The sequence below is a fragment of the Clostridium sp. LIBA-8553 genome, assembly GCF_057782465.1.
In genome coordinates, this window is sequence record NZ_CM173489.1 from 2264304 (window position 1) to 2278923 (window position 14620).

General features: G+C 27.2%; 16 protein-coding genes. 2 read left to right on the plus strand and 14 right to left on the minus strand.

The features are described 5' to 3' along the window. Nucleotides 1-191: 191 nt before the first annotated feature. Nucleotides 192-1142: an aromatic acid exporter family protein gene (locus AC2JAQ_RS09955; RefSeq protein WP_488456318.1), complete on the minus strand. Its 951-nt coding sequence runs from the start codon at nt 1140-1142 to the stop codon at nt 192-194. A 151-nt stretch (nt 1143-1293) separates the two neighbouring features. Between AC2JAQ_RS09955 and AC2JAQ_RS09960 the strand changes: the two genes are divergently transcribed. Continuing rightward, nucleotides 1294-1935: an undecaprenyl diphosphate synthase family protein gene (locus tag AC2JAQ_RS09960; RefSeq protein WP_423238747.1), complete on the plus strand. Its 642-nt coding sequence runs from the start codon at nt 1294-1296 to the stop codon at nt 1933-1935. A 33-nt stretch (nt 1936-1968) separates the two neighbouring features. Beyond that, entirely contained in the window at nt 1969-3465 is a 1497-nt protein-coding gene (locus AC2JAQ_RS09965) for a phytoene desaturase family protein (protein ID WP_488456319.1), read from the plus strand. Nucleotides 3466-3682: 217 nt separating this feature from the next. On the opposite strand, the gene AC2JAQ_RS09970 is transcribed toward AC2JAQ_RS09965, so the two are convergent. From AC2JAQ_RS09970 to AC2JAQ_RS10030, 13 genes are all read right to left on the minus strand, one after another. Continuing rightward, nucleotides 3683-5374: a diguanylate cyclase gene (locus AC2JAQ_RS09970; RefSeq protein ID WP_488456320.1), complete on the minus strand. Its 1692-nt coding sequence runs from the start codon at nt 5372-5374 to the stop codon at nt 3683-3685. A gap of 60 nt (nt 5375-5434) precedes the next feature. Beyond that, on the minus strand, nt 5435-5569 hold the full coding sequence (locus AC2JAQ_RS09975; protein WP_283704608.1) for a cyclic lactone autoinducer peptide: 135 nt from the start codon (nt 5567-5569) through the stop codon (nt 5435-5437). 23 nt (nt 5570-5592) lie between these two features. Next, nucleotides 5593-6237 carry an accessory gene regulator ArgB-like protein gene (locus AC2JAQ_RS09980; protein ID WP_488456321.1) on the minus strand — a complete coding sequence of 215 codons (645 nt, stop codon included), beginning with the start codon at nt 6235-6237 and terminating at the stop codon, nt 5593-5595. A 1-nt stretch (nt 6238) separates the two neighbouring features. After that, nucleotides 6239-6700, minus strand: coding sequence for a hypothetical protein (locus tag AC2JAQ_RS09985; protein WP_488456322.1), 462 nt, complete (start codon nt 6698-6700; stop codon nt 6239-6241). A gap of 16 nt (nt 6701-6716) precedes the next feature. Beyond that, entirely contained in the window at nt 6717-7283 is a 567-nt protein-coding gene (locus tag AC2JAQ_RS09990) for a DUF5317 domain-containing protein (RefSeq protein ID WP_488456323.1), read from the minus strand. Nucleotides 7284-7453: 170 nt separating this feature from the next. Then, nucleotides 7454-7942 (minus strand): TVP38/TMEM64 family protein, encoded by a 489-nt coding sequence (locus AC2JAQ_RS09995; RefSeq protein ID WP_488456324.1) that lies wholly within the window; start codon nt 7940-7942, stop codon nt 7454-7456. A gap of 217 nt (nt 7943-8159) precedes the next feature. After that, nucleotides 8160-9155, minus strand: coding sequence for a calcium/sodium antiporter (locus tag AC2JAQ_RS10000; protein WP_488456325.1), 996 nt, complete (start codon nt 9153-9155; stop codon nt 8160-8162). A 132-nt stretch (nt 9156-9287) separates the two neighbouring features. After that, nucleotides 9288-10367 carry a DNA polymerase IV gene (dinB, locus tag AC2JAQ_RS10005; protein WP_488456326.1) on the minus strand — a complete coding sequence of 360 codons (1080 nt, stop codon included), beginning with the start codon at nt 10365-10367 and terminating at the stop codon, nt 9288-9290. A 109-nt stretch (nt 10368-10476) separates the two neighbouring features. Continuing rightward, nucleotides 10477-11109 carry a peptidylprolyl isomerase gene (locus AC2JAQ_RS10010; protein ID WP_488456327.1) on the minus strand — a complete coding sequence of 211 codons (633 nt, stop codon included), beginning with the start codon at nt 11107-11109 and terminating at the stop codon, nt 10477-10479. Nucleotides 11110-11296: 187 nt separating this feature from the next. After that, nucleotides 11297-11701, minus strand: coding sequence for a DUF3785 family protein (locus tag AC2JAQ_RS10015; RefSeq protein WP_488456328.1), 405 nt, complete (start codon nt 11699-11701; stop codon nt 11297-11299). A gap of 305 nt (nt 11702-12006) precedes the next feature. Continuing rightward, entirely contained in the window at nt 12007-12621 is a 615-nt protein-coding gene (locus AC2JAQ_RS10020) for a PH domain-containing protein (RefSeq protein ID WP_488456329.1), read from the minus strand. 83 nt (nt 12622-12704) lie between these two features. After that, a complete protein-coding gene (locus AC2JAQ_RS10025; protein ID WP_488456330.1) occupies nt 12705-13535 on the minus strand; it encodes a Cof-type HAD-IIB family hydrolase in 831 nt (276 codons plus the stop codon). A gap of 305 nt (nt 13536-13840) precedes the next feature. Next, nucleotides 13841-14554: a PspA/IM30 family protein gene (locus AC2JAQ_RS10030; protein ID WP_488456331.1), complete on the minus strand. Its 714-nt coding sequence runs from the start codon at nt 14552-14554 to the stop codon at nt 13841-13843. Between the last annotated feature and the right edge of the window lie 66 nt (nt 14555-14620).

A 14620-nucleotide genomic window follows, 5' to 3' on the forward strand; every position in this document is an offset into this window, starting at 1 on the left:
AATATTATTCTTATTGGTTAATATATTTCATTTATTACATATTTATTCATATTAAGTATTTTATTGCAATTTATTTGTTCCGCATTTAACTCTATTGTAATATTTTTCTCTTAAAATTTTCAAAAGAATTCTATGACAAATACTTGTTATTATTTCATCAAAATTGAAACTAATAATTCTAATTTTTTAAATTATTTTATATAGCATTGTTTTTTAGTTTCTATGAAAATTTCTAAATCATTTAAAAATTGGTATAACATAGCTCTATTTTCAAACTCTTCCCTTGAAACTGGAAGCTCTTGCTCACTCAATTCTCTTCTCAATCTATTTAATCTGTTTATTAGTATGTTTACATTAACCTCTTTCCCAATAACTGATGCTACTTCTTCAGTAAAATTAGCTACAAGTTCTGTTTGCTTAACTGTAATAGATATTCTTGAAAAATGCTCTCTCATATATTTTAATATTTGAAATTGCACTCCCCTCATCTCTATGTAATAGACATAATATCTAACATCAGAAAATAAGTAGTTATTAAAATTATCATTGGCTCTTTTCTTAGCAATGTCTATTCTATTTTCAAGCTCATTAAAAAGTCTTTGTTGATTTATAGAAACACTATGAGTTCTTAAAGAATCCGCCATATCCATAAAAATTTCTTTTATTTTTTCTGATATATAATTTATATCTTCTCTTATTTTTTCTTCATTTTTGGGCATATAGCTATTTAATATTAAAGCAACTAAAACTCCTACTAACATAAGTCCTAATTCATTTAGTATCCAATAAGCAGTAACCTGTTTTTCTACCAATAGATGAGTTACCAAAACAGAACTCACCACTATTCCATCAGTAACCTTTAGTCTCACAGTTAGAGGAATAAAGATTAAAAGATATATTCCAAAAACAACTGAATTAAAGCCTAATGTTAAGAATAAGATTGAAGAAACTAGAAGTGCTACAATTACCGATTCAATTCTTTTAAAAGCTATTGTTAAAGACTCTCTCTTAGTACTTTGAATACTTAATATAGTAATAATTCCTGCTGAAACCCAGTAACTTAATCCTATCTTATTTGCTATAATCATAGCTATTATAGCCCCTATACTGGTTTTCCAAGTTCTAACACCTATAAATCTCATCTTTTCAACTCCATATAATCAAATCTTATAAAAATTTTTATAGCTTAATAATATAATTAATCTTTAGAATAATCAAATTTATGCATTTTATTTATCAAAATGGGTATACTCTTACTTGAATTTACTTTTAAAGAAAGGGTTGAAATATATTATGAGAATTCCAAAACATATAGGGGTTATCCCAGACGGTAATAGACGTTGGGCTGTTGAAAATGGCCTTGAAAAGGATCAAGGATACTTACACGGAATTGACCCTGGACTTGAACTTTTTAAACTTTGTCAAAAACTAGGCGTTAAAGAAATAACCTATTATGGATTTACAGTGGATAATACTAAAAGACCAGCCTATCAAAAGGAGGCCTTTATAGATGCTTGTATAAAATCAGTAGAATTAATTGCAAATGAAGATTGTGAAATACTTGTAATGGGAAATTCTGATTCTCCAGTGTTCCCTGAAGAGTTAAAGAAATATACTAAAAGAACTAAATTAGGTAAAGGTGGAATCCTAGTTAACTTCCTTGTTAATTATGGTTGGGAATGGGATTTAAACCAACTTAAATCTTGTGATGCTAAACGAAAAAACATATATGATAATATTCAATCAAAAGATATTTCAAGAATAGACTTACTAATAAGATGGGGTGGTAGACGCAGATTAAGTGGTTTTCTACCAGTTCAATCAGTTTATTCAGATATGTATATAATTGATGATTTATGGCCTAATTTCAATGAAAGTCATTTTTTAAATGCTCTTAATTGGTATAATGACCAAGATGTTACCTTAGGTGGCTAAAATATAAAATCAAACATACTAGGAGTGTTACTTATGAAGAAGAAAAAAGCCATAATAATAGGGGCTGGAATAGGCGGATTAGCTACTGCAATTCGCCTTCTTATTAATGGATTTAAGGTTGATATCTTCGAAAAAAATTCAAGTATAGGGGGAAAAATAAACTTAATTAAATATAAAGACTTTAAAATAGACTCTTCAGCATCAATATTTATGATTCCTAAGCCTTACTTAGATATATTTAAATATGCAGGAAAAGATTATAAGGATTATATAGAATTAATAGAATTAAAAACTCTTTATAGAGTTTTCACTGGTAATAAAGATAACTTTGATATTTATTCTGACTTTTTAAGAACGACAGAATCTTTAGAAAAACTATTTAAAGATGATAGTTCAAACTATTATAAATACATATCTGACTCTTACAAAAGATATCTTCTAGTTGATAAATATTTTCTCAATAGAAGTTTTTTTAATTTAAGTGGTGTAGAAAATTTCAAAGCTATCCCTCAATTATTTAGAATACATCCCTTCAAGAATTGTTATAAAACTATTGAAAAATATATACGTAATGAATATTTAAGATTTTTTTTAGCCTTTCAATGTATGTATATTGGTGAATCACCTATAAAAAGCTCTAATGTTTTTAATTTGATTCCATCAACCTCTCAAGTATATGGATTGTATTATATTAAAGGTGGAATGTATTCCTATATAAGTGCCTTAGAGAAATTAATCTTAGAATTAGGAGGAAAAATACACCTAAGCTCCCATGTTAATACTATATTAATGAAAAAAAATCGTGCAATAGGAATAAATACTAATCATGAAAATATATTTTCTGACTTAATAGTCTGCAATGCAGACTTTACTTATAGCATTCAAAACTTGATTCCTAGAAGTGTTATTAGAAATAAATTTTCTAAAAGAAAACAGGAAAAACTATCATTCTCTTGTTCAACATTTATAATTCATCTTTTTTTAAAAAAGAGATATAGAAATCTGAATGTACATAATATTATTCTAACATTGAACAAAAAAGAGGCCCTTTTAGTTCCTTTTATGGGTGGAAGACTTCCTAAAGAATTTATATATTATATTTATTGTCCAAGTTCAATAGATTCCTCATTAGTTCCTAGTGATTGTGAGTGTCTTAATATAACTTTGCGTGTTCCAAATCTAAATAAATATAAATCTAAATGGACAGAAGATGAAGTTAAAGCTTTAAGAAATAAGGTTTTATATGATATAAGTAAAATTAAAGGATTAGAAGACTTAAGAGAAAATATAATTTATGAAAGTTACACTACTCCTATAACTTTTAAAAATGATTTTAATTGCTTTTTTGGCGCTTCCTTTGGACTTAACCATAACCTATTACAAACTACTGCATTTAGACCTCAATCAAAAATTAAAAACCTCAAAAACATATATTTCGTAGGAGATTCAGTTCATCCCGGTTCAGGCATTTCAATGACCTTAATTTCAAGCAAATTATGTACTGAAAAAATATTATCTGATTTTAAATAATATAAAAAGCATAAGGATATATCAAAAGCAACTTAAAATAAAACTTATAAATAATATTATAAGTTTTATTTTAAGTTTTGATAAAGTCTCATGCTTTTTAAATTTACATCTTAGTTCAAAACATAAAGTCATTCTAAATCATCTAATTTTATTTTTTGCTTAACAATGTCTTAATTGAAATTAATCAAACAAAAAAGAGATGTAAAATTACATCTCCTTAAAAATCTTGTATTTCATTTATATTTTCTCTAACCACTTCAGTAAAAATTTCAACTATTTTAGGATCAAACTGAGTACCACTACATCTATTAAGTTCCTCTAATCCTTCCTCATAAGTTTTTCTCTTATTGTACGGTCTATTAGAAGTCATTGCATCAAAACTATCTATAACAGTTAAAACTCTAGCTAAATATGGTATATTTTCTCCCTTTAATTCTTCTGGATATCCACGACCATCATATCTTTCATGGTGATATAATATAAGAGGAGCCACTTTTTTTAAAGAATTTACCGATTTTATTATTTCTACTCCATCCCTTGGATGTTGTTTTAAAATTTCCCATTCATCTTTAGTAAGTTTCATCTTCTTAGTTAATATTTCATTAGGTATATTTATTTTACCTATATCATGCATATAGGCACCATATATTAACTGTTTCTTTTCTTCTTCTGAAAGACCTAATTTTTTAGCCATAAGCCTACTATATACAACCACTCTTTCAACATGACTATATGTATATTTATCTTTTGCATTTATAATACCTATTAAAGTTTTTATAGAAGTTACTAGCGCATTTTCTTCTTCATTTAAATCTTTTTTAAGCTCATCTAAAACAGATATATAGGTCTCAACTCTATTTTTATGGAAAAACTTAGCTCTATATAATGCATCATCAGCATATTTAACAAGATCCAATTCATTTTCAGCCTTATCTGGGAACACAGCTATTCCAACTGATACGGTTAAATTAGAATTAGGTTGATTTTCTTGTCCTTCAAAATATGTTTTTTCTATTTTATTCCTTATAGTTTCCGCAATTTTAGTAGCTTCACTTTCAGATGTATTAGGTAATATTATTGCAAATTCTTCTCCTCCATATCTCGCTACCAAATCTTGCTCTCTTGCTACGCTCTTAAGTATAGCTCCTATTCTTCTTAATGCTTCATCCCCTCTTTGATGACCATATAAATCGTTGTAGTGCTTAAAATAATCTATATCCATAAATATTAGAGAAAGTTGTTTATTTTCAACTTCACTAATATGCATTTTCTCTCTTAATTTATCATAAAAATATCTATGATTATAAACCCCTGTTAATCCATCTTCATTAACTAACTTTTGTAATTTTTTTATGTGATCATTTTCAGTTCTTACATAAAAACCCAAAGTCCATGCTGTTAAAATAAATACTCCTGCCAGTATTAAATCATTTTGGAAGTACATATTTACCCCATTGTTACCAACAAAAATCAAATCCATGACTAGAATAATAGCTGATGATAATACAGCCACTATACACCCTCTATGCATTCCGCCTTGTATTGTAGATGTTATTATAATAAATAAAAATAAAAATTTATTATTGCTAGAGTTTGCACCTGAAACTAATATAGCAATTACAAATATAATCATAAATAAAATTATTTCAATCCACTGTATCTCATTTAAATAATCTTTGTATTTACTTAAAGATGCTAAACTCCAAAGCATGTAAATTGTTGATAACAAAAATATACTTATTAGAATTGATAAAATACTATAATCTGCTAAAAAATTATCAGTATGCTTTATAAGATTAAAAGTATATTGTAAAAAAGCTATAGCTGAAAATAATAATGATGATATCTTTACTATTGATAATATTTCATCAACTTTTTTCTTTTTATTGTCATTTACATCTCTAATCATATTCTGCCTCACTATTAATCATAAAATAAGGTCGGCTTAAACCGACCTTATTTATAAATTCTATTCATCTCTTAAAGATTTTGGTTCTTCTGGTTGGTGTGTAAACCAAAGACACGCTGAAGTAGCAACTGTTGTTGCTATCACTGTTGTTAATGCAGCAAATACTGTTAATAAGTTTTTGTTTAATTTTTTCATTTAAACTCATCCCCTCTAAAAATTTATAATATTTTATTTGTAAAAGAATCTATAGTTTTTAACAATATATTTCCTAATGCTGTAAGAGTCATGCACTGCCATGCTATTCCAAATAAAATACTCAGTATAACTTGCTTAGCAAAGACTACATCTGAATTATAATATAAAATTGTATTTAATAAGACAATAAATAAATATATAGTTAAAATCTTTAAAGATCCTTTTTTCATACGCTTTTTCTTTTTTTCAGTTTTTATTGGTTTATTTGGTGTATCTACTGGCGCATACTTAAAAATTATAAAGTATGCAAAAACAAATACTACTATTCCAGCAAAGATAATAAACTCAAAATCCATATTTACAAAAAAACTGCTTTTAATTAAAAATCCAACACCAATTGAAATTATTATTCCTAATAAAGTACACACATTAGATGATTCTGAGTGTGCGCCTCCTGAATATTTTCTTAATATACTTGCTGTAAATAAAAATATTAAAGCTTCTAAAGCTATATTAAATATTAAACCTAATATTAAAACAGAAATTATTGATATTAATGTTTGTATTAAGGCATATGTCCCATATTGTATAACTTCTTTTCTTTCATTATCATAATTTAATTCATTAGAAACTTTTTCAGCTACTGCCTTTGATATGTTCTCAATCATTTTATCTCAACTTTCCTTTTTTTAATGCTATTAAATAATAAGAAACAACTGTAACAGAAAACATTATAGTTGATGGAATTCCATATATTACTTTATTTAATATACTTTGAAATAGAATATCTACATTCTTATTTAGAACATTTTCTATAATCCATAAGTTTAATCCCTCACATAAAAACAAAATCATTAAAATTAATATGGATGCTTTTATGCTAACTATTAAATCTATTTTATTTATATTAAATGCTAAAAATATTAAAACAAAAATGTTTAATATAGTATGTACACCATAATTTATAGGTAGTAGTCGTATTAAATAAACCACTAAACTTAATATTAAACTTGATGTTAAATATTCTTTTTTTTCTACTTTTCTATCAGCAAAAGCATACATAGCTAACATCATTGTGAGCGCCTCTGGTATCCCCCTTACTAATGTTTCAAAAAAAGTTACTTTTAGCATTTCTTCCTCCGTTGTCTTAACTAAATATTCTAGTCTGTCTATTTTTGCATTCTTCATTTGTTTTTTTAACAGTTACATATATTATTATAACCACAAATACTCTTATAAGTATGTCTCCTATACTAAGTACACTATATCCAATATCTATTATATCACTTAAAAATTTATAGTTTACTGTGCTATTTCCTAACGTATGTATATCATTTATCTTAGATAAAGTATCTGGTTTAACATATCCAGTTAAATATGTTAGGCTAGGAAAAACTGGCATCTCTCCTCCATTTGCAGCCATTACAAAATGATTTAGAAATGTTCCAGCAAATAAAAATATCGAACCAATTAAAGCACTTATGTACTCTCTGTACCAAAAAATAGGTATTAAAAATAAATACATATATATACCCTTAAACCACGGAGACCATTTTACAACTTCATAATTCCCCATAAATATATTTATTTGGAGAACTACATACATAGCCTCTGATATTAATATGGGATAAATTGTCCAACTTTTAAAAAATGGCTTTAAACTATATCCTTTTATTTTTGCAAGTATTAGTGCTAAGACTACTGCTTCAATCATTATTTTACTCCTTGAATTTACTGTAAAGCTTTTAATTAATTGTTAAAATTCTTTTCATATAAATTAAATCACATAATTTATATTAAATCAACAATATAAATCTATTTTTTAACAAAAAAAATACCATTTTTCTCTTTTTTAATGCTAAAAATATCCTTTTTCTATCTTTGTTATTCTTCTCTTTTTCTTATTGTTAAATATATCAAAATTAAACTTATAATAACTATAAAAATTTTTATATCTTTATGCGAAGCCTCTATAATCCCATAACTAACTAAAACCTCTAATAAAATTGATGGTATTTTCCCTAAAAATGTAGCTATTATAAATGTTAAACTATTAACCTTACTCATAGCTGCCGCTAAAGTCACAAATCCAGAAGGTACAAATGGGAGTAGTCTTCCTTCAAATATCAACAAACCAACTCTTTTGCCTTCACTCTCTAGTATTCTATCTATTAATTTATATTTTCCTTCAATACTACCTACGAATTTATTGACACCTTTTCTATATATCTTAAAGCTTATCCATCCTCCTATGACTTCTCCCAATAAAGAAATCAAGAATCCATTTACAGGACCAAAAAACACTATATTAGCTCCAGTAACAAATACAGATGGAACTATTCCAAGTAGAGCTATAATTACACTTATAAACAAACTTATAAATATAGCTATTCCACTATAATTACTAAAAATATTTATTAAACTATCTATTTTCTTTTCCTCCTTTGATTACTACTTATAGCCTTAACTCCATTACATTTTCTCCACCCTAATCTAATTCCCTCGTAAATTTAAAATCTATATTATCTTTCTATACTCTCCTTAAAACTCATATAAAAATAACTGTCTTATATAAAGACAGTTATTAAAATTAATTTCTCATTATGATATACACAGTATAACCAACATAAAGAGCTAAAAGCAATACCCCTTCATATCTAGTTAGTATTTTTTCTTTCTTCTTATTTAAGAAAATTAAAGTTCCTATAAATAATGTTACACATATAAGGAATATTAAATCCACTGATAAACTTGCTGCTATAGTTATAGGACTTATTAAAGATGATAATCCTAATATTAATAATATATTAAAAGTATTAGATCCTAATATATTCCCAAGAGCTATATCATTCTCTCCTTTTTTAGCCGCAACTAATGAAGTCACAAGCTCTGGAAGCGAAGTACCTATGGCCACAATAGTAAGACCTACTAATTTTTCGCTTAATCCTAAGCCTAAAGCAATAGCAGTAGCTGAATCGACAACTACTTTTCCTCCTAGTACTATACCAACAACACCTATTATTGATAAGGCAATATTTTTTCCTGTACTATTAGCTGATTTTATATTTTCTTCTTCAAACTCTTCTATTTCTGCAGTAATAGCTGCTTCGTTTGTTTTATCATTACATCTCTTAACAGTATAAATCAAGTACAGTATATACGCTATACACATTAAAACTAGTATGACTCCATCCATTCTAGATAAATTCCCCTTACTTCCTCCCAATCCAGTGAAAGCAAATACATACAGAACAAATGCTGATATTATGTTTACAATAAAATCATTTTTTATTACACACTTCTTTATTACTAGAGGTGCCACAATTGCAGTACATCCTAGTGCTGCTAAAAGATTAAATATATTAGAACCTAAAACATTTCCCATAGTAATATCATTACTACCTTTCAATGCAGCAGATATACTTACTGCAAGCTCTGGTGCACTAGTCCCTAAAGACACAATGGTAAGTCCAATAATAACTGATGGAACACCTAACTTTTTGGCTATACCAGAAGCTCCATCAACAAAAAGATCTGCGCCTTTAATAAGTAAAACGAATCCGATTATTAGAAGTATATAGTTCATTAATTCCTCTCCATTTCAATTTAATATCCTTAAATATAGATATTATTAATATAAATCATAAATATTATTATACTAGTTATTTCAAAAATTTCTATATTATCAAAGTTTGTTTTCATCTAATTAATAATTTATCTAAACATCGAAGCTTAACTGTTCACTTTCTTCCACTAGAATATTTTCTTCTAAGGATGATATTGTTATTCCTAATAGTCTTACCTTCTTATTTTTAAAATCCACTAAACCCATAAGTTCTTTAATAGAGCTCATTATTTCTTCTTTTTCTTTTATAAAATATTCTAAAGTAACACTTCTTGTTATATGTTTAAAATCACTAAACTTAACTTTTAAAGTTACTGTCTTTCCTTTTCTATTTAATAGACTTAAATTATCTTCAACTCGCTCTGCTATTCCTTCTAAAACTTCTATCATTTCCTCTTCATCTTCAAGGTCTTCTCTTAAGGTGATTTCTTTCCCAATAGATTTTCTAATTCTATATGGATTTACAGTCCTATTATCTACTCCTCTTGCAAATTCATATAATAATTTTCCTCTCTCACTGAATATTTCAATTAACTCTTCTTCTGAAAATTTTAGCAAGTCCTCTCCCTTAAAAACACCTATATTATTCAATTTATTTCTAGTAACTCTTCCAACTCCAAAAAACTTCCCTATAGGTAAGTTCCTTATAAACTCATCTGCTTTATCTTTAGTTATAACTGTTATACCATTAGGCTTATTATAATCTGATGCCATTTTAGCTAAAAATTTATTAAAAGAAACTCCTGCAGAGGCTGTAAGTCCCACCTCTTTAAATATTCTCTCCTTTATTTCAAGAGCTATTAATGTTGCTGACCCCTTGCATTTTTTGGTGTTCGTAACATCTATAAAAGCCTCATCAAAAGATAAAGGTTCAACCAGTTCTGAATACTGATGTAAAATATTCATAACTTCTCTAGAAACTTTCTTATAAACATCCATTCTAGGTTTTATAAAAATAGCCTTAGGACACAACTTATATGCAGTTAAAGAGGGCATAGCTGAATGTATTCCATATTTTCTCGCTTCATAGGAACAAGTTGCAACTACCCCTCTTCTATTTGGATCTCCTCCTACGATTAATGGTCTACCTTTAAACTTAGGATTATCTCTTTGTTCAATAGATGCATAAAAAGCATCCATATCTATATGAATTATCTTTCTCTCTTCCTTCATAAAGCCTCCATGCAAACATATGTTCACACATAATTTTACACTAAGATTTTATAAATTCCAATATGATAAAAGCTCCTTTTAATTAATTATTAGCTCTGTTTTAACTTAATTATTTGATTTTCTCTGGCTCTTTGTATTCTATTCCCTTTGTATCTACTTTAATTGACTCTATAACAACATCCTCTATTGGTTTATCATTTGAACCTACTGATACCTTCTCTATTTCATGTACAACATCTAAGCCTTTAGTAACCTTTCCAAAAGCAGCATATTGCTCATCTAAATGAGGCGCATCTTTAGTAACAATAAAGAATTGACTTCCTGCACTATCCGGATTTTGAGATCTTGCCATAGATAAAACTCCCTCTTCATGTTTTATGTCATTTTCTACTCCATTAGAAGAAAACTCTCCCTTTATTGAATATCCAGGCCCTCCTGTTCCTGTTCCATTTGGATCTCCTCCTTGAAGAACAAAGCCCTTAACGATTCTATGAATAGTTAATCCATCATAAAAACCACTGTTTGCTAAACTTATGAAGTTGTTTACAGTATTAGGTGCTTTATTAGGATATAATTCAGCCTCTATAGTCCCAAAGTTTTTAACCTCTATAGTTGCAACTGGTAGCTTATCTTCTGATATAGGCTCCTGTGCTTTTTTCCCTTCTCCTCCACATCCAATTAAAAGTAAAGATGTCATTGTAATACCTAGAGCTATTTTACTAACCTTTTTTAATAAACTCATTTTGTTATACCCCTTTCTTGTTTTTTTATTAATCATATGCATTAAATTATACCATCTAAAGCCTTTTATTTTATGTCAAATAAGCTATTAATTTGTTTCTATATAATTAAATTTTCCAAAACAAAAATTGGTATGTATTCTTAAGCTTTTTTTATAACTTAAAAATACATACCAACAATATTACTTCTTACACATCAAGTTCTTCAACTTCAACAGCAAAGTTTCCACAGTTTTTACAAACATTTATGTTAACTAAATAACTCTTATCAACCTTTTTCGCTCTTAATAATTTGTTATATGTAAGTCCTTCATAAGATTTTTCTATGTTGCTTATTACAAACTTACCTTTTTTAGTATAAATAAACATATTAAACTCTAAAAAAGGAAAACTCTTTCTTTTTTCATCCAATCCAAATTTACACTCTTCACAAGGTCCATCATAATAAGCCTTTCCAAAACTAACTTTCTCACTGTTATTTAAAATTTCAAAAAGTTTATCTATATCAAAATCATCTACATCTTCATTAAAGAAATAAATTAACTTATCCTCTGATAAATTATACTCTTTTTCATCAAAAGTAAAATTAAACATATTATCATCCTTTCCTATATATATTTTTAATTATATTATTGCCTATAAATTTATTTAATAACTTTAAATATAATATGTCAAATCAAATTTTTCTACTTTTATAAGAGATTTATTTTCTTTATTAAGTAATTTAAATAAAGGCTCTGTTTTAGGTGAATATTGATTTTTAGCTAGCTCTTAATACCTGGCTTACTTTCTCAAAGTATTGCTATCATCTACTACAAAATAATATCCTAAATTAAAAAGGTTATTCCAATATTTTTAATTAGAATAACCTTTAAAAACTATATTATAATTCAAAGCTTTTAATTATTAATATACTTTTGAAAAATCTCACCAAAGTCTTTAACTATAAAAGATTCTCTAGCCTTTGATATCCAATCGAAAGCATATTCATTAATTTGTTTAAAATCACTACCTATATTACTATTTTCAACTCTATTACTTCCCATTACTTGTGCAGCAATTTGAAGAGTTTGAGTGCTATGCTCTAATTTTATAGCATTTTCTGCTTTAATCTGTGATATTTTTATTAAAGCCTTATATAAATCTTTTAATTGCTCTAATTGCTTTTTATCAACATCTATTGAAAAATATTTTTCTCCTATAGAAAACTTAATTTCAACATCTAAATCTACAGTTCCAGCTGTTTCTAAAGACACATTTCCTATATTATTTAAATAGTATTCATATCTATATAAATTTCTCTTCTTACTAACAGCGTTAGCTCCATCTACATGTATAAGTGCCTTATTAGTAAAACAATATTCATCTGATTTAGATTTTATTAAGAAGTATATTTCTTCTCCATCCTCATGCATTATATAATCATCTGAATCAACCTTATCATAATCTTTAGGACTTATAACCTTACCTATATCACTTAATCCTAATGCATCTGATGCTATTTTTTTAAACATCCTAACACCCCTTTTATTTTTTATTAAATTATAACATATTTAGCCTAAGCCAATTCTTAAAAAATTTTAATATTCTATAAAACTTAATTTAAAATAAACTTTTCTATAGCTTTGGCAACACCGTCATTCTCATTTGTATCCGTTATATAATCTCCATATTTCTTTATAAAATCTGGGGCATTTCCCATGACTACAGCTACTCCTGCCTCCTCTAACATAGATACATCATTTCCACTGTCTCCCATGCATATTACTTCTTCAATTTTTATTCCTAACTTATCTGCAAGGACCTTAACTGCACTTCCTTTAGAGGTTCCTTTCTTCATTATCTCTATACATCCTCCCCAAGAAGCATAAACTAAATCTACTCCCTCTAAACTTTCAAACTCATCTTTTGCAGCCTCTATTCCAAGGCCATTTTCTTGCTTTATTATTATGAACTTCAATATATTTTCTCCATGTTCATCATAAGCTTCTTTTAAATCATCATATTTATAAAATTTTATCTGGTCTTCTTCATCCACCCAACTATTCATAAGTCTATGACTATCATCTTCTGGAATTTCAGTATCTGCTATTAATCCATCAGTAGAATCTACATACGCTAAAAATTTATATTTTTTTATGATATCACATATTTTAAAATAAGTTTCTCTATCTAAAGTTGATTTAAAGATAACTTCATCTGTATTCTTGTCTTTTATATATGAACCATTGGAACATATTAATGGTGCATTAACTCCGATTATATTTCCATATATCCTTGCAGAAGGAAAAACCCTTCCTGTTGATATAGCAATATGTACCCCTTTTTCAATAGCCTTCTTTAAAGCTTCTCTGTTTCTTTCGCTTACTTCATGCTTTGAATTTAAAAGCGTACCATCCATATCTATACAAACTAACTTGTAATTCATTTACATCTCCCCTTTCTAAATTAAATTTTATATAGCCTTTATTCTTTAATCAATCATTTACAGCTTAATATAATGCCATTAAATAAAAATAGCTACAAACTAATATAATTTGCTCTTACTTTATAACTTTTTCTCATCTTTTATTTTTTAACTACTTGTAATCAATATCCTGAAACCATTGACTTAAATAAAAGCTCTAAAGAACTTAAGTATTCTTTTCCTATACTTCACTAAAAATTTATTATTAACTTTAAAACTAATAAAAAATCAGAGAAAGATACTCCTTTCCCTGATTAATTCTAATTCTATTGATTTTTATATTTTTCTAATTCTGAATCTAACTCTACATCTGCTGATTTATTTGATTCTGAGCTTGAAGTTCTGTATTTATTTAACTCATCATCTAAACTTAACTCTTCTAACTTAGCAAACTCATCATCTAGACTTTCACCTTTTAATTCTTCTAATCCTGCTGCATAACTTTCTTTTCTTGAAATACTTCTTTCTATATCATCAACATTAATTGAATTGCTCTTACTTTGAACATTTGCAATTACTTCATTGATTTGTTTTGAAGCCTCAGCATTGTTTAATCTTGCAACAGCTTCGTCTCTATAACTTCTTGTTTTATCTAATTCTTTTTCTAATTCTGTTAGCTTATTTTTTAGAACTTCAGCCTTAGCTTTTTGACCTTCATAACTTTCCTTTAAAGAAGCAAACTTTTTATCACTATCTAACTTAAGTCTTAAAGCTTTTTTAGCTAATTCTTCATTTCCCTTACTCATAGCTAGTCTTACTTTCTCATCATATTGAGCTGAATCTTCTTTCGCTTGATTCATTTTCTTTTCAGTATCTTTTAAATTACCAAATATTTGGGCTGAAGATCTCTTTGCTTCATTAAAAGATTTCTCCATATCTCTTATTTTTTGATCTAATAATTCTATTGGATTCTCCATTTCATCTAGTGTTGAATTAGTTTTAGCCTTAATCATGTTTGAAATTCTATTAAATATTCCCATATTATTACCACCTTTTCCGACTTTGTATTGAAATTTATTATACTCTCTCTTCTTTACAATTTCATG